A 20,841-nucleotide genomic window follows, 5' to 3' on the forward strand; every position below is an offset into this window, starting at 1 on the left:
CACTCCTCACTGGGTTGCGTATCGCCGGTCCAGTATGTCCACCAGGTACTTGACCGAGTAGACCATGACGATATAAAGCAACGCCGACACCATGAATATCTCGAACGGTTTGTAAGTTGAACTGATAAAACGCTGCGCGGTGTAGGTCAGTTCAACTACCGAAATGGCCGACACCAGGGCAGAACCCTTGATCAGCCCGATGGCATTTACGCCAAGCGGCCTGATCATCAGCTTCATTGCCTGGGGAATGATGATGAACAACAGCGTCTGGCTGCGGCTGAAGCCAATCGACCGTGCGCCCTCCTCCTGGCCTGGGTCGACATTATTGATAGCCCCTCGAATGGACTCCGACATATACGCCGCTATATTCATGCCTAAACCGATCACCGCAGCAGCAAACGGCTCAAGCTCAATACCTATTTGTGGCCCACCAAAATAGATAATGAACAACTGCACCAGGCAGGGTGTACCGCGAAATACGCTGACGTAGATGTTGGCTGCCCACCGCAAGATAATAAATGGTGATAACCGGCACGCCACCAGAACGATTGCAAGGAGTAAACCCAGCAAGAGTGATAGCAACGAGATCTGCACAGTTACCCAGGCGGCTTCCAGGAAGAACGGGTAGGTGCGATGGATCAATGACAGGTCCATAAAAATCACTCACAAAATTCAGCCAACCCGACCCAAACAGTCAGTCAGGCCACTCCAGGTGTGCATCAGCGAATGTCGCTACCCACCCATTTCATGGAGATTTCTTCATAGGTGCCATCGGCCAGGATCTCCTCCAGGGCCTTCTGCAACTGGGCCTTGAGTTCAGGGTTGTTTCTGCGAATGGCAATGCCCAGGCCTTCACGACCACCCTGCTCGTCCGGCAGGCTGATGATCCGCACCTTCTGCCCGGTCTCCTTTACCGCAACCATTACCGGAATACTGTCCATTACTACCGCGTCGATACGACCGGCTTCCAGGTCCACCAGCATTTCCGGCAAGCCTTTATAGGTGCGCACTTTAAGATTGCCGCGGGTGCGCGCCCATTTGTCATGCGAATCGCCCAGCGTAACGCCGACGGTGACATCCTTGAGGTCGTCAAGCCCCTTGATCGGAGACTCTTGCTTGACGCCGATGGTACGGCCTGCATGGTAATAAGGGCCCACGAAGTCAACGGCTTTCAGCCGCTCGGGGGTAATGGTCATCGAGGCAATGACAGCGTCATACTTCTTGGCCAGCAGCCCGGCGATAATGCCGTCAAACGGTGTGGTAATAATTTTTATATTCACGCCCAAACGCTGAGCGAGTGCTTCACCAATAGAGGCGTCGAAACCGACAATTTCATTCTTTTCATTGGCAAAGCTGAAGGGAGCGTACTGGCCGCTCATTGCCACGCGCAGTACTTTTGACGCTTGAACGGCCTGCAAGTCATCGGCGTGCGCCAGACCGTGAGAGAACAACCCAGCCGCCGCAACAGCGGTGGAAGCCAGTAGCATCCTGGTTTTTCTTGCCAGCATCGAGGCACTCCTTGGAAGTTTCTATTTCTTATTGTCTTGGGTTTTGAGGCCCCAACCTTCACTGAGAGCTTTGCACACTGATACCTTGAAATCACCCTGCAATGTGCGCGTTCGGCTGGCACATTGCCGGAATCGACCGACACAATGCCGGCACTACTTTGGGCATTGGAAAACTGGAGTAGTGTCTGCCAATGCACTAAAAACAAGCAAGTATTCGGCGGGTTTGCCTACTGCACTTTGGGCAACCAGTCATTTACCGGTGATCAGGTGGGAGTGTCAGCATTGCGCGAGTTAGACGTCAAAGATCGGGAAATCCTCGAAATACTCTCCAAGGAAGCGCGTGTGGCGCTCAAAGCGCTGGCTGCAAGAGTTGGCCTGTCAAGAAGTGCCACCAGCGAGCGGGTTTTGCAACTGGAGCGTAGCGGGGTCATTCGCGGATATCGCGCAGACATCGGTGAAATCGATGCCAATGTCATACGGGCAATCATCCTGGTAGCGCTGAAACGTACACCGGCGCTTGGGTTGTTGGACCTGCTGGCACAGAACGCCCAGGTAAAACGGGTTTCATCGGTCAGCGGGCAGCTCGACCTGATAGTCGAGGTCGAAGCACGGACGATTGATGATTTGAACCGTGTACGGGACGCCGTGGCGTGCCACGACTCTGTAGACGACATCACCACAGCGGTAGTGCTCCGGCGTGACATAGACCGGCAGAAGGCGTGATGCTGGTGCGGCCTTGTGTCGCGACAGGGCTGCGAAGCAGCCCCAGGTTTCAGTGCTGATGCACAAATTGCCACGATGGATGTCCGCACCGGTGAGCAGACCATCCTCAATCACCTGATCTAGTCGCTGAACCGCGCCAAGGAGGCACTGGTTTCAAGCCATGCAAAGTACGTGTAGGAGCAGCCTTGTGCTGCGAAGAGGCCATAGCTGGCGAAGATGATCTTTTGCCTTGCCGGCCTCTTCGCAGCACAAGGCTGCTCCTACAAGGAAATGGCAAGCCTGAGCGATTGAGCCATTGCCGGCACAATTGCCATGGTGGATATCCGCACCGGTGAACATTTGATACGGCCAAGCTTTTCAGCTCTGAATACCTTAGAAAAGCTTGACCGCCAACAGAGTATCTACAGGGACCGTGCAATCTGTGAGGGCTACTTCAAGGCTGCCACAAAGCTGTCTTTCAGCACCTCGAGAAGGAAGTTGGCATTGCCCCGACTGAAAATCATTGAAGGGCGCATTTTCAGCACGTTGTCATGCGGGCCTTCAGTGCCGATCAATACGCCGCGTTCCCTGGCTCCATCAGCCACTTTCCGGGCCAGGGCCGTGGCCGGCGCCTTCGACTTGCGATCTGTGACCAGGACGATGCCGAGGAAAAGCCCAAGCCCGCGCACATCACCAATCACATCGAATTGCTGCTGAAGCTTGCGAAAACCATCGAGCAGGTAGTTGCCGACGTTCAAGGCGTTTTCTTTTAACTGGTCGCGCTCGATTGCATTGAGCACCGCCAGGCCTACCGCGCACGACACGGGGTTGCCGGCAAAGGTATTGAAATATTCCATGCCGTTGTTGAAGGCATCGGCAACCTCACGGGTGGTCACAACCGCCGACATCGGGTGGCCGTTACCAATCGGTTTGCCCATGGTGACGGCATCCGGCACCACGCCCTGGGTCTCGAATGCCCACCAGTGGCTACCGACGCGGCCGAACCCGACCTGTACTTCATCGGCCAGGCACAGCCCACCCTCGGCGCGAACCATGGCGTAGACCTCCTTGAGGTAGTTATCAGGCAGGAACACCTGGCCTGCCACGCTGGGAATCGACTCGGCAAGGAAGAACCCGGGGCCCTTGCCTGCCTTGCGCATGGCATCCAGCTGCTCTGCGACCGACTCGGCAAAACGCTTGCCGTGCTGTTCCACTGGCCAGTGCTCGGGCGCGTAGTAACTGTCCGGGACCACCGCCTCGTGAACATGCGGCGCCCTGCCCTTGCCGGCCTTGCGTTTGTACTTGTAAGGGCTAAGGTCGATGAGTTCTTGCGTGGTGCCGTGGTAGGCCCAGTCCAGCACGATCGCCTGGTCACTGCCGGTGTAGTTGCGCGCCATGCGCAGCATGAGGCTGTTGGCTTCACTCCCCGAACAACCAAAGGACGCTACGCAAAGGCCCTCTGGCAGGGTACCGGTCAGGCGTTCGGCGTATTCGACGATGTTGTCGTGCAGGTAGCGGGTGTTGGTGTTGAGTAGAGCAGCCTGGCGGGTCAAGGCCTCGACCACGTCGGGGTGGCTATGGCCCAGGTGGCACACGTTGTTGAAGCAATCCAGGTAGGCGCGCCCGAAGTTGTCGATCAGCCATACGCCATCACCGCGCACGAACTTGATCGGGTCGCTGTACGAAATCGACAGGTTCGGTAGCAGCAGTTCCTTGCGCCTTGCGATGATCTGGGCCTTGGTAAGCCCTTGCTGGGTGTAGGTCTCTGGCGGGATACCCGCCAAGGTCGAGGCATCGGGGAACAGGTCGGCCCACACTTCGCGGTACTCTGGCTCACCCACGCCAATGACCTCGCTCGCGCTCAGCTGGGTATCGGTGGTCATCTGCAGGTGCAGGTGGGGAATCCAGCCGCCGTTTTCATGATCGGTGCCCATGTAGCCGACCAGGTCGCCAGCTTCGAGCTTGTCACCGGCTTTCAAGCGGCTGAGCGCTTCATGCGCCATGTGCCCCCACAGGGTCAGGAATGGCGGGCAACCGGGTGGCGTGTGCTCGATCATCACCAGGCCACCATACCCCAGCGGGTCTGGTTCAACCTCCACACTTCTGACAGTGCCAGCGACCGGTGCGTACAACGGCGTACCCGCTGGCATCACCAGGTCGACACCTACATGCAGTGTACGGCGTTGCCCCTTGATGAAGCGGGACTCGAACGCGCTGTCGGTGTAGATGCTGCGCAACTCACCCCACGGCCCGATGGCCAGCGGCACCTGGTGAGCAGCAGAGAACTCGTCCCACCAACGGGTTGCATCTGCAGGGCGCTGCTCAGCCGAGGCGATGGTCATCTCGTGGGTGGTGTCGCCAAACGGGGCAATCACCTTGTTCAGGATGGCGGCAGACGGGCGTACCAGGTCGGCGAAGGATTTGTGGTTGTCCGCAATCCAGCGGCGGACATCACCCGCGCCTTCGATGGCATCGAAACCACAGGCCTTGCGCAGGATGCCGGTGGCCAGCCGTGGGTTCATCGCATCAAGCTGTTCCAGCAGGCGCCAGGCAGGCGCTTCACTGATCGCCAGGTAGGGGTTGTCGTCTGTCTGGTCATGCCGGGAAGCGGAAAAGGTGACGCTGATGACCAGGCGCATGGCGATCAGGTTGAACAACACATCAAGCTCTTGCGCTTGCAGCGGGTACTTTTCATGGAAACCGGCCACCAGCGCAGCAGCGGCGCCGATCGGGTCGTCCATGTCGAGAATGGCGTAGGCACTGGCGATCGCAACCTCGGCTATCAGCACGGTATGCACGGCATCGCCAAAGTCGATGAAGCCAGTCACGGTACTGGTAGTTTCGGCATCGACCAGGATGTTCCAGTCGTTGGCATCGTTGTGGATCACCTGGGCCCGCAGGGAAGCCAGCCTTGGCTGTACAGACTGTTCGAACTGGGTGATGAAGCGCTCGACAATGGCCCGGCGTTCAGGGCTCTTTATGAAGTGCAGGCGCGAACGGGAGCGCGCAGCATGGCGCAGATCCCAGTCAAGGTCGCGGACGGCGCCTGGGTGCATGAAGCCCTGCAGCGCGCGATCGAGTTCGCCGAGTGCCTGGCCGAAGTTGCTCATCAGTGCGAATGAGCGCCTGGCCTCGGCAAGTGGCGTGCCGGCCAACCAGCTGACCAGGCGCACTGCGTGCTTTTCACCTGTGGCACCGGTCACCGACGGCAGGTAGTCGCCAGCCACGCTGGCCCGCAAGTGAGGCACGCCCAGATGCCCGCCGTGCACGGCCAGGTGATCGAGCAGCGCGGTTTGAAACTCGCTTTCTACCCTGGGCTCGCTGGCATTGACGATTTTCAGTATCCAGCCTGCATCCAGGCCAGTCTCCAGCCGGTAATTGCGATCACGCTCCCCGTCCAGGGGCGTGGCAGTGCCAGAGACATTGAAGAAATCTTTTGCGAGGCCCTCTGCATCGCTTGCCGAAAACCGAGGTGCCGGGTGGGAAAGGTCTGTCATATCATCACGTTCCGAGCGAGCAAATTGTTTTTTCAATAGCTTGTCATGCACCACCGAAACCGACACCCTGCATACGGTCGGGATCAACAGGCATTATGCCGGTTCTGACCGGCATAAAGACGGCGAGCTAATCGGGTGCTGCAATGCGTGAGCTGGATGCAAAAGATCGTGAGATTCTTGAAGTACTTTCGAAGGACGCGCGCATTGCGCTGAAGGCATTAGCCGGCCGCATAGGCCTTTCCAGAAGCGCCACGACCGAGCGCGTTGCCAACCTTGAACGCAGCGGGATCATTCGCGGATATCGGGCGGATATCGGCGAGATAGACGCCAATGTCATACGCGCTATCTTGCTGGTAACGTTACAGCGCACGCCTGCCATGGGGCTGCTTGACCAGCTGGCTACTGACGCACGCGTGCGGCGGGTTTCCTCGGTGAGCGGTCAGCTCGACCTGGTGGTTGAAGTGGAGACCCGGACCATCGACGACCTCAACCAGGTTCGCGACAACGTCGCGCGCCACGAATCCGTGGATGACATTACCACGTCGGTAGTCCTGCGCCGTGATATCGACCGCCAGGGTGCCTGACGACCTGCAGGATGGCACGGGCGAAGCCGGTGCCATCCACACCTGGGGAATCAAGCTTCGCGTATATGCCGCTCCTGGCGTTCCTGCCGCTCCTTGGCCTCGATACTCAGTGTCGCCGTCGGCCGCAGCAGCAAGCGCTTCAGGCCGATGGGCTCGCCAGTGTCCTTGCACCATCCGTACTCACCCCGAGCAATGCGCTCCAGGGCTTCGTCGACCTTGTCCAGCAGCTCGCGCAGCTCAAGCCGCCCAGGTTTCCTGCAGATGGCGCCATAACACGCGTCCCCCTACAGCACTGAACAGTGCGGTCGAGACCCGTGTCTTCGCTTTCTGGCCGGGCAAATGGTGCGTCTCGCGATAGCACACTACTGCACCCTCCGGCCATTGTGCGAGGGTTTCCAGTTCGGCGACCTCAATGCTCAATCCCGGCTGAGACCCTGCACGCTGAGCAAACAGGGATGAAACATCGCCCAGGTCTACCTGAGCACCGGCAGGCGTCACCATAGAAAAATCCGCGTGAAACCGCTCGACCATGGCTGCAACAGAACCCTCCCCCCTGGCGAAGCGCGCCTCGATCAATACGTGCAGATCAATGACTTCTTTCAGATACCGATTCATGGCGTTCCTTTCGGTTGACAAGTGAGCGTATCCGCAGACAGAACAGGACTGCCAGGCAGGTTGCCTGCACCCCTCCTGCCAGCATGAATGTGGCTTGATAGGCTTGCCGGGCCTCGAAGAGCATGGTCAGCAAGCTGAAAACCAGGCTGACGGCTGTCACGCCAAGGCAGAAGCTCAACTGCCGGTTCAGGGCCCACAGGGTACTGGCCTGGCCAAGTTCCGATGATGCCAATGCTGAGAAGGCAGCGCTTTGCGCGACGCTGGTGCATAAGCTCCCCCCGACACCGAGCAGCGCGTAGGCAATCATCAGTGAAGACGTGCTGGAAGCCAGCGCCAGCAGTGCATAACCCGGTATCTGCAGCGCCAGCCCCAGCAGCAGTAACGGGGTGGGCCCGAATGATCTGTAACACCAGGTGGTGCAAGCGATCGCCAGCGCTGCCCCCACGGTCCATGGCAACATCAGGCTGCCGGCTGCGCTTGCGGTCCATCCAAGGTCGGCCTGAAGGTAAAGCATGGCCAACAGGTTTACCCCGATGAACAGGCCCGGCACAGCCAGGTACAACATCATCGATCCGGCGAAAACGGGCTCGCGCATTACCGAAAAGTCCAACAGGGGTGCAGCGATACGCCGTGAGTGACGCAGGTAGCTGCCGAGCAAGATTGCAGCCAGTGCGGCCCAGGCCATAGCCATGCCACCCTGGCCACCACCCGCATCAGTCATACCCAGCAAGCCGCTGGCCACCCCTCCCCCAGCCAGTAGCAAGCCTTTGCCATCAAAGGGTTCATTGCGCGTGGCTGACGGCGGGCGTGGTAACCAGCAAGCACCCAGGATCAAAGCCAGCAGTGCCATGGGAAGACTGGCGAGCAGCACCCACTGCCAAGGCATCCGTTGCGACAACCAACCGCCTGCCAGGGGTGATACGGCTGGCGCTAGCAAGCCTATGGCCATAATCGCCATGGTCACCCTCGGCCGCTCATGCGCTGAATACAGGCGGTAGACGAGTGCCTGGCCCAGAGGAATGAACAGCCCGGCTGCAAAACCCTGCAGGCCGCGTAAAGGTAACAGCGTTGCCATCTGGCCCGACCAGGCGATCAGCAGTGTGGCGCCTGAGAAAAACACCAGTGAGCCGAGCAGTACTGAGCGCTCGCCCATGCGCTGCCCCAGCCATCGGCTGGGCAACATCCCCAGCATCAGCCCGAGTAGATAGGCCGTACTCACCCAAGCGAGCGTGGCGACATCAGCGTGCAGGGCTTCACCTATCTTCGGTGAAACCACGGCGGTGATGAAGGTATTGATCAGGTCTACGAAGAAACCCAGCAAGTAGAACAGCGTGATACGACGACGCAGGTTGAGTAAGGCCACGGTGAACTCCAGTCAGCGAGCGTGACTGTACCCCTGCACCGACAGCGACATAAGTGCTGTAATAGCGCCCACACTGTTAACTGATTTTTGACAATGATGCTCGACCTCAATCGCGTTGCCAGCTTTGTCGCCGTTGCAGATAGCGGCAGCTTTACCAAGGCTGCGCAGTTGCTGGGCCAGTCCAAGGCGCGGATCAGCTTCAATGTACGGCGTCTGGAAGCTGAACTGGGCGCCAGCCTGCTGGCCCGTAACACCCGCCGCACCGTGCTGACCGATTGCGGTGAACGGTTTCTGGTTGAAGCGCGTCAGCTGCTTGACCAGATGGAGCGCGCAACAGCCAGCGTGCAACAGTCATCCACGGGGCTTGGCGGGCGGTTACGCATCACCAGTACCTCCGCCTTTGCACAGCGTGCAGTGCTGCCGGTGCTGGCAGACATGGCAGAGGCTCATCCCGATCTGTCGATCGAGCACGTAGCGTCATCGCACCTCTGTGACCTGGTTGCTGAACGCTTCGACGTCGCAATACGGCTAGGCGAGTTGGCGGACTCCGATTACAAGGCCGCCAGGATTGGCGACTATGCCTTGCAGCTGGTCGCCAGCCCGGCGTATCTGCTACGGCACCCGGTTGGCTCGACAGAGGCGCTGGTCAACGTGCACTGGCTGGCTCATACGCACCTGAGCGATGCGCCCTGGCGCTTCTTCAACTCACAGTCCATGACCGAAAGCTGCCAGTTCGTGCGCCCGTCCCGCTTTCAGGCAGATAGCGCAGAGGCGTTGCTGGACATGGCCTTGCGCGGGCTCGGGGTTGCGCTTCTGCCAAGCTGGTTGGTAGACGACGCCATCGCGAAGGCTAAGCTCAGCGCCGTCCTTGACCCACAACACTTTGCACGGCAACCCATTCATGCGTTGTACCGCAACAGCATGTATGTACCTGCTGCAACACGCGTTTTCATTGACAAGCTGGCAGCCCGATGGGCCCTCGAGGACACCGGGCTGTAACAGCCATATCACGTTGCTGGCACAGCTCGCATGCGTGCAAGCACGCCCTGAATCTCCCCAACCACCTGCCGGGTTGCCTCGTCGATCGTCCCTTCATTGCGGCACAGCACCCAGCCGTGCGCTGCAACGGCACGCTCGAACGCCTCGGTACAGGCCACCTGTTCATCCAGGTTGTGGATCACCGTACTGCCCAGCCCACGCGTACGCGCCGCGGCCCGTGCCCATGAGGTTTCAGGAGCTGTGACAACCCCGACATGCAAATCGGGCACTTGCACCTTTCGTTCGAGGTTCAGGCGCAAGATCTGGTCAAACGGCACCGTGCGGCGAAACGCAGCATCGGAGGGGTACCAGCGATCAATCAGGATGATGCTGTCAGCTGGCTGCCTGGGCAGCACATGCCGGGAAATCCAGGCGCGGCTCTCGGCAAAGCGCTCGCACACCTTGAACTCCAGTTCCCGGCATGGGCTTCTGGCAAGCTGGTTGACCAGGGCCATGGTCTCGCCCCGGCAAGGGTCGTTCTTTCTTTCACAAAGGCGGATCACCTTGTTCCCGTCAAGCCGCAAGGCTTGAGTGACGGCCTCCAGCAGCGTGGTCTTGCCGGTACCCTTGGGCCCATCAATGGAAACAAACAGCGGGCGGTTCATCGTTCAATACCAGTTGGCTCAGGCGCGGGATGAGACCATTGATCGTGGCTCGTCTTCAAGCGATTCTCTTTCTACGTCAACCCTGAGCCTTCCAACCCACTTGTTCAAGGGCCGCCAGCAACCGCTTACCGTCCAGGCCCGGCACCTCTCGCCCATCCTCTGCCTGCATGGTCCTGCCTGCCAGGATCGCGTTGACAATAGCCTCTTCCACCGCCTCGGCCGCTGCCGCGAACAGCGGCGATATATGGTCATTGTTGACCATCGCCACTTGCGCTGTCCTCGGCAGATCGCGGCGATTGTAGTCGGCAGGCGCCAGCCCGGTATTCCCCGTCGAGAATGCCAGGAAGATATCGCCGCTGGAGTCATCGGTGCCGCCACCCGTGCGGGCAATACCCAGCGCAGCACGTTGGGCCAGCCGTTGGCACTGATGCGGCAGCAACGGTGCATCAGTGGCCAGTACCACCACGATCGAGCCCATTCCAGGAGTGTCCTGCTGATCAAATGGCGAGGGCAAATCGAGCAACACCCGCCCTACGGGATAGCCATCCACCCGCAGCTCGCGACGCTGGCCATGGTTGGCCTGGACAAAAGCACCCACCGTCCAGCTACCCTGCTCTGCCGGCAATACCCGCGACGCAGTACCAATCCCGCCCTTGAATTCATGGCAGATCATGCCGGTACCACCGCCTACCGCACCTTCGGTAACAGGCCCGCCACGGGCCGCCCCCAGCGCTTGCTGAACCAGGTCCGCATTCACATGCTGCCCCCAGATGTCGTTCAGCACGCCGTCGTAGGTCTCCATCACCACCGGCATGCACCAGTAGGTCGACGCGTCCGCCAGGGTCGCATGCTCATGGGCGATGAGTGCATCGCGCACAACGCCGACGCTGTGCGTGTTGGTGGTGGCAATGGCTGTCGTCAACAGGCCCGCCTCACGAATCCACTCCAGGCCTGTGGCGTCGCCATTGCCATTGAGCACGTGGCAGCCGGCAAAGCACGGTTGATGGCGCGCCGGGCCTTCGCGGGGCTCGATGACACTGACACCGGTGCGTACAGGCTTGCCGTTATGGTGCTTGTCCAGGGTGGCGTGGCCAACCCGTACACCCGGCACATCGGTAATAGCGTTGTGGGGGCCAGGCCGACCAAGGCCCAGCGTGATACCGAAATCGCGTGCTCGCATCTTGTCTCTCGCTCAAAGTTTCTGGAAGGCCGGGCTCAACTTGCCATACGTGCCGTACAGCAACACAGAGGTAAGCAGAATGCCAAGAATGATGAAAATGTCCCGGGCTGAAGCCGTACTCAACAGGGTCGTCAACAGGTACCCGGCCCCGGTCACCGCAACCAAGGCCGGCAGTGGCCACAGTGGCATCCGGTAAGGGTGCTCACGGTCGCGGCGCAGCACGCGGCTGAACAGCGCGCACAGCCCGACTACCAGGTACACGCACAGGATCAGCAGCACGGTGAAGGACGTGAGCTCCGACAGGTTGGAACTGAACGTCAAGGCAGCGGAAGGCACGGCGAGGAACAGCGTGGCCAGCCATGGCGACTCCCACTTGGGGTGAATGCGGGTGAAGGCGCGGTTCAGGGTCGGCATCCACAACGCATCCCGCCCGCTGCTGTAGATCACCCGCCCACTCTGGATGACCAGGGCAATGATGGCATTGAACACCGAAAGGAAAATCCCGGCGCTGACCAGGCGCGACAGCGTTTCGTTGCCATGGGCCGTCAGCAGGTAACCGATGGGGTCCGGGCTGGCCAGCATTGCCTCAAGCGAGGGTGCACCCACCAGCAGCGCAACCAGCGGGATCACTTCGATGGCCAGCACCAGCACCAGTGACCACAAAACTGCCTTGGCAATACCAAGCCCGCCACATTTCATGTCTTCGGCCAGCAACACGGCGCCGCCATAACCGTTGAAAGAGAACAGCGCAGTGCCCACCGCACCAATCACCAGCGCCCAGGGCGCCGCGTGCAGTATCCCGTTATCGAGTACCAGCGGGCTGACAAGGCTGCTGACCGGTTGCTGGGCGTGGCCAAAGCCCAACACCACGATCACCATCAGTGCCGCCACCTCAAGAAACAGGCAAATGCCGGTGACCCACGCGTTGAGCTTGATGTTGAGGATGCCAAGCAAATAGCCCAGTGCCACGATCACCAAGGCCACCGTCTGCCCGTCAAGCTGGGTGCCGAGCGCTGCATTCAGGTAAGTGGCTGCCCCCGTGGCCAAGACCGGTGGAATGAACACCAGCATCGCGAGCACGGTAAGGAAAGTGGCGTAACCGGCCATCCCGCCAAATACCCGCTTGGCAAACACGTATTCACCCCCTGCCGCACTGTGCGCGCGGCCCAGTTCGGCATAGCAAAGCGCAAACATCAGCGCCAGCACACCACCGAGCACGAAGGCCCAAATCACACCTGTACCTGCCTGGGCGATAGCAAAGGGCGCGATGACGAAGACGGAGCTTGCGGGTGTGACCGAAGACACGGTGATGGCGACTACATCTGCGACGCTCAGCGTCGGTTTGAGTTCTGGGGTGGGTGCACTACAGGACGTCATTTGTTCATCCTCACGTTGTTGTTAGTGTCAGAGGCAGAACCAGTAAGCGAAACGTGGCGAGCTCGACGGCCCGCTTGATAGTTAGGAAATCTATGCGGCGGCGCCCGGCAGGACAATTCCCACTAAGGGGTACCCCCGGTTGACAGCTGAGGCAAAGCGGGTGCCAATGCGCTACTTCTTTCAAGGACGCTGTCGTGGAAATTCTCTTTCATGAGGTTGCCGGCCACACCGCGCTGGCCAGAACGATCGAGCAGATTGGCAGCCCGCGCTTCTGGCGTCAGCTGATCCTGGTGCTGAGGCATTGGGTGCCGTTCGACAACGCGCTGGCGATGCACTTCCCTCCCCAAGGCGCCCCACAAGTGCTGGAGGAATACGATGCAGCGCCAGCGCCCGCAGCGGGTGAGCTGTACCTCGACGGGTTGTATCTGCTCGACCCCTTCTACCAGGCCGCCCGCGAAGGCTTGGCCAGTGGTTGCTACCACCTGGAAGAAGTGGCGCCAGACCATTTCTGGCAAACGGATTATTACCAGAACTACTTTCAGGACCATGTGCTGGTCGACGAAGTCCAGTTCCTGTTGCAGCTGCCCGATGGGGTATTGTCGCTGTCACTGGGCATGCGCCGCGCTTTCGACGCAACAGAGCTGGGCAAGCTCAACCTGATCAGTGCCTGGGTGCTGGCGCTGCTTGGGCAGCACTGGGCGCGTAGTGGCGTGCCGGTGCCCGTGCAGGCACCGGTTGGCGATGCGTTGGCCAGGTTTGCCCAAGGCCTGTTGTCCGAGCGGGAGCTGGAAATCGCCCGCCTTATCCTGCGCGGCTACTCGTCGAAAGCGATGGCGCAACGGCTGGGGATCTCGCCAGAAACCATAAAGGTGCACCGGCGCCACCTGTACGCGAAGCTGAACATCTCGTCTCACCCCGAATTGTTTTCGATGTTCATACGGGAGCTGGGGTTCGCAGATGAACGGGGAGAGATCCCATCAGCTTGAAAAGGCAACCACCCGGCGATGCCCAAGGCGGACAATGCCTGCTAGGCTGACGATGGCGGCCGTCCTGGCAGCCTACTCTTTACCCTTAGGCACGGGCCAAATGACCTTCGACCCACAAGTAAACCTGACCAACTGCGACCGCGAACCCATCCAGATCCCTGGCAGCATCCAGCCCCACGGCTGCCTGCTGGCCTGTGATGCATCCGCGACAGTGGTCCTGCGCCATTCGGTCAACGCTCCGCATATGCTGGGCCTGGCGGGCGATATCAACGGCCAGAAGCTGCACGCGGTGCTAGGGGACGAGGTAGCCCATGCCCTGCGCAACGCGCTGGCCCGTACCCGCGAAGCCTCGCGTCCTGTACTCAGCTTCAGCGTGATGCTGCCCAACGGCCAGGCGTTCGATATCGCCGCCCACCTGTTCAAAGGTACGGCCATCCTGGAGTTCGAACCGGCCGGCGCCAGCATCGCCGAGCCCATCGAGCTGGCCCGTACCCTGATTGCGCAGCTGCGCGAAATCGACCAGACCGGCAAATTGTTCCGCGACGCTGCCCGCTTTGTCCGGGCCGTACTGGGCTACGACCGGGTGATGATCTACCAGCTCGGCGCAGACGGTGCCGGCAAGGTGGTCGCCGAAGCCAAACGTGGCGACCTTGAAAGCTTCATGGGCCAGTACTTCCCCGCCTCCGACATCCCGCAGCAGGCCCGAGCGCTTTACCTGCGCAACCCGATCCGGGTGATTTCCGACGCCCAGTTCAAAACGGTCGCCATCGAGCCGGTCCTTGACCCGTCAGGCGAACCGCTCGACCTGTCCTACGCGCACCTGCGCAGCGTGTCGCCGGTCCATTGCGAGTACCTGTGCAACATGGGCGTGGGCGCCTCCATGTCGATATCGGTCATCGTCAACGGCGAGCTATGGGGGTTGATCGCCTGCCACCACTACGCACCGCGTACTCTGGCCATGGGGCAGCGGGTGGCCGCCGAAATGTTCGGCGAGTTCTTCGCGTTGCATATCGAGACCCTGCGCAGCCGGCAAAAACTCGAAGCCGCCGTACGGGTTCACAAAGCACTGGACACCATCGTGCGCAATGCCAACCAGTCAGCGGACATCGATGGGTTCTTCCACTCACGCCTGCCGCGGCTGATGTCGCTGATCCCCTGCGATGGCATCGGCATGTCGTTGCAAGGCCGCTGGGCATCGGCCGGGCTGGCAGTGCCCAAAGCTGCCGTGCCCGACCTGTTGCGCCTGGCGGATATGGTTACCGATGGCCGTACCTGGGCGTCCAACCGCCTGTCGATGGTGCTTCCCTCTGCCAAGGCGTACTTCAGCGACGTATCCGGCGTGCTGATCATCCCGATGTCGCAGCAGCCGAGGGATTACCTGATCTTCTTTCGCAAGGAGGTCATCGAGACGCTCGACTGGGCCGGGGACCCGAACAAAACTTACGACAGCGGCGCGCTGGGCGATCGCCTGACGCCGCGCAAAAGCTTCGCCATCTGGAAAGAAACCGTTCACCAGCAGTCGCTGCCCTGGACCGAACAGGACCGCCAATTTGGCGATGCCATCCGCACCGCCATCGTCGAAGTGGTGCTGCACAACAGCGAGCTGCTGGCCAGCGAGCGCTCGAAGGCTGAAGTGCGCCAGCGCATCCTTAACGAGGAGCTCAATCACAGGGTCAAGAACATCCTGTCACTGATTGGTGCGCTGGTTGCCCACCCGACTTCCGAGAGCCAGACCCTCCAGGACTATGTGGCCACCCTCAAAGGACGTATCCAGGCATTGTCACTGGCCCACGACCAAGTGGTGCGTGGTGATGGTGGCGGCCGCCTGGCAATGCTGCTGGAGGCCGAGCTTTCACCCTATCGCACGGCTGCCGGGGTGATCGAGCTGCAAGGCCCGAACGTCATCCTCGACGCGCGCGCCTACTCGGTGATGGCCCTGGTGCTGCACGAGCTGGCCACCAATGCGGCCAAGTATGGTGCACTGTCGCGGGCCGGCGGCAAGCTTGCGGTGAGCTGGGCGATCGACGCCGCCAGCGCCTGCGTCATCAGCTGGCGTGAAAGTGGCGGGCCAACGGTACGCCCGCCCAGCCGCACTGGCTTTGGCTCGGTACTGATCGACCGCAGTATCCCGTTCGACCTGGGCGGCACCAGCACGGTGGAATATTACCCCAAAGGCCTGCAAGGCGTTTTCAGGATCCCTGACAAGCACCTGACCGTCGCTGACACCTTCGAGCCAGCCATCCCGGCCTCGGTCCTGGCCCGCGTAGGCGATACCTTTGCAACACGGGCGGGCTTGTGCGTGCTGATCCTCGAAGACCAGTTGGTGATTGCAGTCGGCTTGGAGCAGATTCTCAACGATGCTCAAATCAAAGACGTGATCACCGCCAATTCCGAAGCCGAGGCAATGCAATTGCTCGCCCGCCGCACACCGGACGTTGCGATACTGGATGTCAACCTGGGCACCGGCACATCCATTTCCGTGGCCGATGAACTGGTGCGCCGTCAGGTTCCATTCCTGTTTGCCACAGGCTACGGCGATGGCATCAGCATTCCCGAGCACTTGAAGGGCGTCCCCGTAGCGCGCAAGCCTTACGACGCCAACAGCATCCTGGCCAGCCTGCGGGGCCTGCTGGATCGCTGAAAGGCGATACCAGGCCGCTCCTCAGGGAAAGGCGCCAGCCTTGCGCTGGCGCCGTACCTCAGGGCTTACACCGCCAGCGCGCGCTCACGCAGCTCGCTGTTGAGGATGCGGTCGTTCTCGCTGTAATCGACCGGGCAGTCGATAACATGCACGCCTGGGGTCTTGATGCAGTGTTCCAGCAGCGGCAGCAGGCCTTCGGCGCTTTCCACACGGTGACCATTGGCACCGTAGGCTTCGGCGTATTTGACGAAGTCCGGGTTGCCGTAGTCCAGGCCGAAATCGGTGAAGCCCATGTTGGCCTGCTTCCAGCGGATCATGCCGTAGCCATCGTCACGCAGGATCACCACGGTGATGTGCATGCCCAGGCGTACTGCGGTTTCCAGCTCCTGGCTGTTCATCATGAAGCCGCCGTCGCCGCACACCGAGATCACCGGGCGGTCCGGGTGCACCAGGTGCGCCGCCATGGCCGATGGCAGGCCGGCGCCCATGGTGGCCAGGGCGTTGTCCAGCAGCACGGTGTTCGGCTTGTGCGCCTTGTAGTTACGGGCGAACCAGATCTTATAGATGCCGTTGTCCAAGGCAACGATGCCTTCGGACGGCAGAACGCGACGGATGTCGGCAACCATGCGCTGCGGGTAGACCGGGAAGCGGTTGTCGTCAGCGCCTTCGGCGATCTGGGCTTCGTTGGCTTCACGAATCGCCATCAGGCGGGTGAAGTCCCAGTGCGAGGTGTCGTTCAGCGCTTCGCTGATCTGCCACACGGCGTTGGCGATGTCGCCGATCACTTCAACCTGCGGGAAGTAAACAGCATCGACTTCGGCAGAGCGGAAGTTGATGTGAATGACTTCGGTGCCACCACGGACCATGAAGAACGGCGGCTTCTCGATCACGTCGTGGCCGATGTTGATGATCAGGTCGGCGGCTTCGACGGCGCGGTGCACGAAGTCACCCGACGACAGCGCAGCGTTACCCAGGAAGCGCGGGTGGCGCTCATCGACCACACCTTTACCCATCTGGGTGGTGATGAACGGGATGCCGGTCTTGTCGATCAGCTGCTTGAGGACCTTGGCGGTCATCTTGCGGTTGGCGCCAGCGCCGATCACCAGGATCGGGTTGCGCGCGTTCTGCAATTTCTCGACGGCAGCTTCGATGGCGACGTGCTCGGCCAGCGGGCGGCGGTGCAGGCTGCGCGGGATCGGCAGTGCGTCGGTCTGCTCGGCGGCGATGTCTTCCGGCAGTTCCAGGTGTACCGCACCCGGCTTTTCTTCTTCAGCCAGGCGGAAGGCTTCGCGCATGCGGGCCGGGATGTTGTCGGCCGAGGCGAACTGGTGGGTGTACTTGGTGATGGGGTCCATCATGCCGCACACGTCAATGATCTGGAAGCGGCCCTGCTTGGACTTCTTGATCGGCTTCTGCCCGGTGATCATCATCATCGGCATGCCGCCCAGGTAGGCGTAGGCGCTGGCGGTAACCAGGTTGGTGGCGCCAGGGCCGAGGGTGGACAGGCTGACGCCAGTCTTGCCGGTCAGTCGGCCGTAGGTGGCAGCCATGAAACCTGCAGACTGCTCGTGACGGGTCAGTACCAGCTTGATCTTCGACTTGCGCAGGGATTCGAGCAGGTCGAGGTTTTCCTCACCAGGAATGCCGAACACATACTCGACACCTTCGTTTTCCAGACATTGCACAACGACATCGGCGGCCTTGGCCATTTGGGGTACTACCTCAAAATCTTTGTGGGATTGCAGCATTATTACGCTGCGTGACTGAGATATTGCAGGATGTCTCAGTGGCGCGCATCGTAGGCCCTCTGGTTAATAATAATAAATATATTGTTATGATGCTTAGCATCACAGTTCGTTATGAATGGTAGAACACCTAATGAACCTCAAGGCATTGCGCTGCTGCGTCGAGATCGTGCGCCAAGGCAGCTTCACCAAGGCTGCCCAGCATTTGCACATCGCCCAGCCTGCGCTGAGCATGGCCGTAACCCGTCTGGAAGAAGAACTGGGCGTGACCCTGTTCAACCGCACCACGCGCAAAGTCATCCTTACCGCCGAGGGCGAACAGTTCCTGCCACGCATTGCGTCGGCGCTGCGCGAGATGGATGTTGCCCGACAAGAGCTGCGCGACATGGCCGACCTGAAACGCGGTGAAGTGCGCCTGGGCATCCCGCCCATGTTCGGCCTGCACTATGTACCGGGATTGATGAACGCCTTCCGCCAGCTGTATCCAGGCATTGCCATGACCGTGTTCGAAGGCAGTGCCGAGGACATTGGCCATCGCCTGGAACAACGGGAAATCGACCTGGCCCTGCTGGAGTCCAGGCGAGTGCCGCCCGACAAGGAATCGATCCTGCTGGGCAGTGACGAGATGCTGGCGTGCATGCACCCTGACCACCCTTATGCCGGCAAAGCCTTTCTCACGGCGCAAGACCTGCGCAATACCGACATGGTCGTGTTCGACCGCACGTTCGTTCAACGTCACCTTCTGGACGCGTTCTTCGCCGAGCATGGCATTACTTACCAGGTGGCGTTGCAGAGCAACTTCGTCTCGCTGGTGGTGCAGGCCGCGCTGGACAACATGGGCGTGGCGACCCTGCTGCGCTCGGTCCAGCAGCGCACGCCGGGCATCGTCGGGGTGCCGTTCCGGCCCGCGCAGCAGATGAGCTTCAGATTGTGCTGGCGCTCCGGGGAATACCTGTCGCTGGCCAGCAAGCGGTTCATCGACTTTGCTGCGCAGACGCATTACCTGGAGCGGTGAGGCTAGCCTGTTCCGGCCCTTTCGCGGCTAAAGCCGCTCCCACAGGTACGGCGCATGCCTTGAAGCCAGTGCGATCAATTTGGGAGCGGCTCCAGCCGCGAACACCTGCAACGCCGGTGCCAGACCACCGCAGCCGTTCTAGGGTATTGCGGTTTTCAACGCCAGATGGGCGATCACCTGCTCAGCCGCCCGCCCCAGGCAGCCCTTGAAAAAGTGGTTGGCACCTGCATAAACCGACACCGCCCGTTGCCCCGGGCCTGCCCATTGCAACAGGTTGGCCAGCGGCGCCATTTCATCCTGTTCGCCATGCAGCAGCAGGCAATCCGCAGGCACCGGCAATGGCTCGTAATAGCGCCCGCCCGGTACATCACCCACCGGCAGCCCCAGCAACGCCACTGCCTGCAACTGCCCTTCAAGCGCACAGGCCACACGGGCGAACACATAGGCACCAAAAGAAAACCCTACCAAGGCTATTGGCAGCTCCGGCAACTCCCGGCTGAAGTGACGGATGACCGCGATGCAGTCTTGCGCTTCGCCGATGCCCTCGTCGTGCGCGCCTTGTGTCTGCCCTACCCCACGAAAACTCGGCCGCACCACCTGCCAACCGGCTGCGCACAGCTGACGCGCCAGGGTCAGCGGCACAATATGGCGCGGGCTCCCGCCCAGCAGCGGTTGTGGGTGACTGACCAGCACCACCCCCTTTGGCGGCCCGGCCGGGTGGTCGATCAGCAGTTCGATCTGGCCGGCCGGTCCATCGATAAGCAACTGGTTACGTAATGCATCTGACATCTTTATCGTCCTTGCTAGCCAAATGAGTAGCGCCTGATCACGCCGTTTGCCGCGGCAGGCCATGCATCACCAGCAACACCAGCACGACACTGGTCAATGCCAGCGCCGACAGCGTTGCCAGTACCCCCGTCGCGCCGAAGTGCTGGAACAGGTAGCCACCCACCAAAGGCGTCAGTGCCTGGCCAACCAACGAGGGGCGCGACATCTTGCCCATCAGCGCAACATACTGGGCTGGCGGCATCAGGGCCAGCGGCAGCAGCCCCCTGACAATGGCGCGCAGGCCATTGCCACAGCCATACAGCAGCAGGCCCAGCGCGGTCACGCCGGGCGCCACGGCCACCAGCGTCAGGCCGACGGCGACCAGCACCGATGACACCAGTGCAGTCCAGATCGGGTGGCGCTTGCCGGCGATGATCTGCAGCACCCGCGATGCCACCTGGCTCGGCCCGAGCAAGGCACTCAGGCCAATGGCAGCCGCCAGCGAATGCCCCTGGCCCTGCAGTACTGCGACCAGCTGCACCGAAACGGCAGTCATGATGATCGCGCCAATGGCAAAGATTGCAGTCAGCAGCCAATAGAGGCGGCGGTCCACAGGCAGATTGCTCGTCGCCGTCACGCCCTGGGCCTTGTGTGCGGGCTGGCCTGCCGGCAACACCCAGAGGTACAACGGCGCCACGGCAACGATCAGCACCAGCGCATAAGCCGTACACGCCGTGCGCCAGCCCAGTTGCTCGATGGCCAGGGCCACCACCGGCCAGGTGATGGTGGTGGCAAACCCCGAAATCAGGGTGATACCGGTAATCGCCCGCCCTGCCCGTTCCGCATACAAGGCACCGAGGGTGGCGAACAGCGCTTCATACAGCCCCATTGCCATCCCCGCGCCAATGATCACCCAGGCCAGCAGGAACACCAGCAGGCTGTGGCAGTTGGCAACCACCAGCAAGCCCAGCCCTACTACCACACCGCTGGCGGCCAGTTGCGAGCGCCCGCCATAACGCGCCACCAGGCGGCTGGACAGCGGCGCCAGCAGCGCCGAAACCATCAGGCCCAGCGACAGCGCCCCATACACCCAGCCGCTGTCCCAGCCAGTCTCGCGCAGGATTGGCTTGCCCATCACCGCCAGCAGGAAGAACGAACCACCCCACACCAGGATTTGCAGCAGGCCCAGCCAGAAAATACCCAAAGGCCCGGGAAAA

Annotated in this window: 17 protein-coding genes and 1 pseudogene; 6 read left to right on the forward strand and 12 right to left on the reverse strand. The window is 60.9% G+C overall.

Annotated elements, in window-relative coordinates:
• Nucleotides 1–6: 6 nt before the first annotated feature.
• Complete coding sequence (locus tag MRBLPB4O_RS14315; protein ID WP_341795610.1) at nucleotides 7–654, reverse strand: amino acid ABC transporter permease; 648 nt, start codon at nucleotides 652–654, stop codon at nucleotides 7–9.
• A gap of 65 nt (nucleotides 655–719) precedes the next feature.
• On the reverse strand, nucleotides 720–1,508 hold the full coding sequence (locus tag MRBLPB4O_RS14320; protein WP_341795611.1) for an ABC transporter substrate-binding protein: 789 nt from the start codon (nucleotides 1,506–1,508) through the stop codon (nucleotides 720–722).
• Between the two features lie 282 nt (nucleotides 1,509–1,790).
• Between MRBLPB4O_RS14320 and MRBLPB4O_RS14325 the strand changes: the two genes are divergently transcribed.
• Nucleotides 1,791–2,231 (forward strand): Lrp/AsnC family transcriptional regulator, encoded by a 441-nt coding sequence (locus MRBLPB4O_RS14325; RefSeq protein ID WP_024717903.1) that lies wholly within the window; start codon nucleotides 1,791–1,793, stop codon nucleotides 2,229–2,231.
• A 428-nt stretch (nucleotides 2,232–2,659) separates the two neighbouring features.
• Here the strand turns inward: MRBLPB4O_RS14325 and MRBLPB4O_RS14330 are convergent, their stop codons facing one another.
• Nucleotides 2,660–5,707, reverse strand: a complete 3,048-nt coding sequence (locus tag MRBLPB4O_RS14330) for an aminotransferase class III-fold pyridoxal phosphate-dependent enzyme (protein ID WP_341795612.1) — start codon at nucleotides 5,705–5,707, stop codon at nucleotides 2,660–2,662.
• A gap of 143 nt (nucleotides 5,708–5,850) precedes the next feature.
• On the opposite strand from MRBLPB4O_RS14330, the gene MRBLPB4O_RS14335 reads away from it, so the two are divergent.
• Nucleotides 5,851–6,291, forward strand: coding sequence for an Lrp/AsnC family transcriptional regulator (locus MRBLPB4O_RS14335; protein WP_016714074.1), 441 nt, complete (start codon nucleotides 5,851–5,853; stop codon nucleotides 6,289–6,291).
• 50 nt (nucleotides 6,292–6,341) lie between these two features.
• Here the strand turns inward: MRBLPB4O_RS14335 and MRBLPB4O_RS14340 are convergent.
• From MRBLPB4O_RS14340 to MRBLPB4O_RS14350, 3 genes and pseudogenes are all read right to left on the reverse strand, one after another.
• Nucleotides 6,342–6,521: pseudogene (locus tag MRBLPB4O_RS14340) on the reverse strand (TraR/DksA C4-type zinc finger protein); the annotation flags it as partial.
• Between the two features lie 7 nt (nucleotides 6,522–6,528).
• Complete coding sequence (locus tag MRBLPB4O_RS14345; RefSeq protein ID WP_341795613.1) at nucleotides 6,529–6,906, reverse strand: DUF4440 domain-containing protein; 378 nt, start codon at nucleotides 6,904–6,906, stop codon at nucleotides 6,529–6,531.
• Entirely contained in the window at nucleotides 6,878–8,269 is a 1,392-nt protein-coding gene (locus MRBLPB4O_RS14350) for an MFS transporter (protein WP_341795614.1), read from the reverse strand. The genes MRBLPB4O_RS14345 and MRBLPB4O_RS14350 overlap by 29 nt, the downstream gene beginning before the upstream one ends.
• 93 nt (nucleotides 8,270–8,362) lie before the next feature.
• Between MRBLPB4O_RS14350 and MRBLPB4O_RS14355 the strand changes: the two genes are divergently transcribed.
• The gene (locus MRBLPB4O_RS14355; RefSeq protein WP_341795615.1) at nucleotides 8,363–9,268 is read left to right on the forward strand and encodes a LysR substrate-binding domain-containing protein; all 906 of its coding nucleotides are present in this window, start codon (nucleotides 8,363–8,365) and stop codon (nucleotides 9,266–9,268) included.
• An 8-nt stretch (nucleotides 9,269–9,276) separates the two neighbouring features.
• Here the strand turns inward: MRBLPB4O_RS14355 and MRBLPB4O_RS14360 are convergent, their stop codons facing one another.
• From MRBLPB4O_RS14360 to MRBLPB4O_RS14370, 3 genes are all read right to left on the reverse strand, one after another.
• Nucleotides 9,277–9,912, reverse strand: a complete 636-nt coding sequence (locus tag MRBLPB4O_RS14360; RefSeq protein ID WP_341795616.1) for a dTMP kinase — start codon at nucleotides 9,910–9,912, stop codon at nucleotides 9,277–9,279.
• Nucleotides 9,913–9,988: 76 nt separating this feature from the next.
• A complete protein-coding gene (locus MRBLPB4O_RS14365) occupies nucleotides 9,989–11,092 on the reverse strand; it encodes a P1 family peptidase (protein WP_341795617.1) in 1,104 nt (367 codons plus the stop codon).
• Between the two features lie 12 nt (nucleotides 11,093–11,104).
• The gene (locus tag MRBLPB4O_RS14370) at nucleotides 11,105–12,469 is read right to left on the reverse strand and encodes an APC family permease (protein ID WP_341795618.1); all 1,365 of its coding nucleotides are present in this window, start codon (nucleotides 12,467–12,469) and stop codon (nucleotides 11,105–11,107) included.
• 194 nt (nucleotides 12,470–12,663) lie between these two features.
• Between MRBLPB4O_RS14370 and MRBLPB4O_RS14375 the strand changes: the two genes are divergently transcribed.
• Together MRBLPB4O_RS14375 and MRBLPB4O_RS14380 are read left to right on the forward strand one after the other, a co-directional pair.
• The gene (locus MRBLPB4O_RS14375; protein ID WP_341795620.1) at nucleotides 12,664–13,455 is read left to right on the forward strand and encodes a helix-turn-helix transcriptional regulator; all 792 of its coding nucleotides are present in this window, start codon (nucleotides 12,664–12,666) and stop codon (nucleotides 13,453–13,455) included.
• Between the two features lie 100 nt (nucleotides 13,456–13,555).
• Nucleotides 13,556–16,096, forward strand: coding sequence for an HWE histidine kinase domain-containing protein (locus MRBLPB4O_RS14380; RefSeq protein ID WP_341795621.1), 2,541 nt, complete (start codon nucleotides 13,556–13,558; stop codon nucleotides 16,094–16,096).
• Nucleotides 16,097–16,161: 65 nt separating this feature from the next.
• Here MRBLPB4O_RS14380 and MRBLPB4O_RS14385 read toward each other — a convergent pair whose 3' ends face one another.
• Nucleotides 16,162–17,805: an acetolactate synthase large subunit gene (locus tag MRBLPB4O_RS14385; protein WP_132845798.1), complete on the reverse strand. Its 1,644-nt coding sequence runs from the start codon at nucleotides 17,803–17,805 to the stop codon at nucleotides 16,162–16,164.
• 169 nt (nucleotides 17,806–17,974) lie between these two features.
• On the opposite strand from MRBLPB4O_RS14385, the gene MRBLPB4O_RS14390 reads away from it, so the two are divergent.
• Entirely contained in the window at nucleotides 17,975–18,856 is an 882-nt protein-coding gene (locus tag MRBLPB4O_RS14390) for a LysR family transcriptional regulator (protein ID WP_019473596.1), read from the forward strand.
• Between the two features lie 138 nt (nucleotides 18,857–18,994).
• Here the strand turns inward: MRBLPB4O_RS14390 and MRBLPB4O_RS14395 are convergent, their stop codons facing one another.
• Nucleotides 18,995–19,645, reverse strand: a complete 651-nt coding sequence (locus tag MRBLPB4O_RS14395; RefSeq protein WP_341795622.1) for an alpha/beta family hydrolase — start codon at nucleotides 19,643–19,645, stop codon at nucleotides 18,995–18,997.
• Nucleotides 19,646–19,682: 37 nt separating this feature from the next.
• On the reverse strand, nucleotides 19,683–20,807 hold the full coding sequence (locus MRBLPB4O_RS14400) for an MFS transporter (protein WP_243055441.1): 1,125 nt from the start codon (nucleotides 20,805–20,807) through the stop codon (nucleotides 19,683–19,685).
• Nucleotides 20,808–20,841 lie beyond the last annotated feature (34 nt).

The organism is Pseudomonas sp. LPB4.O (genome assembly GCF_038383825.1).
In the GTDB taxonomy this organism is placed as follows: domain Bacteria; phylum Pseudomonadota; class Gammaproteobacteria; order Pseudomonadales; family Pseudomonadaceae; genus Aquipseudomonas; species Aquipseudomonas putida.

What these genes read in the sequence shown, in the direction of transcription:
- MRBLPB4O_RS14315 (WP_341795610.1), bottom strand. Translation starts at nt 654, where the DNA reads ATGGACCTGTCATTGATCCATCGCACCTACCCGTTCTTCCTGGAAGCC.
- MRBLPB4O_RS14320 (WP_341795611.1), bottom strand. Translation starts at nt 1,508, where the DNA reads ATGCTGGCAAGAAAAACCAGGATGCTACTGGCTTCCACCGCTGTTGCG.
- MRBLPB4O_RS14330 (WP_341795612.1), bottom strand. Translation starts at nt 5,707, where the DNA reads ATGACAGACCTTTCCCACCCGGCACCTCGGTTTTCGGCAAGCGATGCA.
- MRBLPB4O_RS14335 (WP_016714074.1), top strand. Translation starts at nt 5,851, where the DNA reads ATGCGTGAGCTGGATGCAAAAGATCGTGAGATTCTTGAAGTACTTTCG.
- MRBLPB4O_RS14345 (WP_341795613.1), bottom strand. Translation starts at nt 6,906, where the DNA reads ATGAATCGGTATCTGAAAGAAGTCATTGATCTGCACGTATTGATCGAG.
- MRBLPB4O_RS14355 (WP_341795615.1), top strand. Translation starts at nt 8,363, where the DNA reads ATGATGCTCGACCTCAATCGCGTTGCCAGCTTTGTCGCCGTTGCAGAT.
- MRBLPB4O_RS14360 (WP_341795616.1), bottom strand. Translation starts at nt 9,912, where the DNA reads ATGAACCGCCCGCTGTTTGTTTCCATTGATGGGCCCAAGGGTACCGGC.
- MRBLPB4O_RS14365 (WP_341795617.1), bottom strand. Translation starts at nt 11,092, where the DNA reads ATGCGAGCACGCGATTTCGGTATCACGCTGGGCCTTGGTCGGCCTGGC.
- MRBLPB4O_RS14370 (WP_341795618.1), bottom strand. Translation starts at nt 12,469, where the DNA reads ATGACGTCCTGTAGTGCACCCACCCCAGAACTCAAACCGACGCTGAGC.
- MRBLPB4O_RS14380 (WP_341795621.1), top strand. Translation starts at nt 13,556, where the DNA reads ATGACCTTCGACCCACAAGTAAACCTGACCAACTGCGACCGCGAACCC.
- MRBLPB4O_RS14385 (WP_132845798.1), bottom strand. Translation starts at nt 17,805, where the DNA reads ATGGCCAAGGCCGCCGATGTCGTTGTGCAATGTCTGGAAAACGAAGGT.
- MRBLPB4O_RS14390 (WP_019473596.1), top strand. Translation starts at nt 17,975, where the DNA reads ATGAACCTCAAGGCATTGCGCTGCTGCGTCGAGATCGTGCGCCAAGGC.
- MRBLPB4O_RS14395 (WP_341795622.1), bottom strand. Translation starts at nt 19,645, where the DNA reads ATGTCAGATGCATTACGTAACCAGTTGCTTATCGATGGACCGGCCGGC.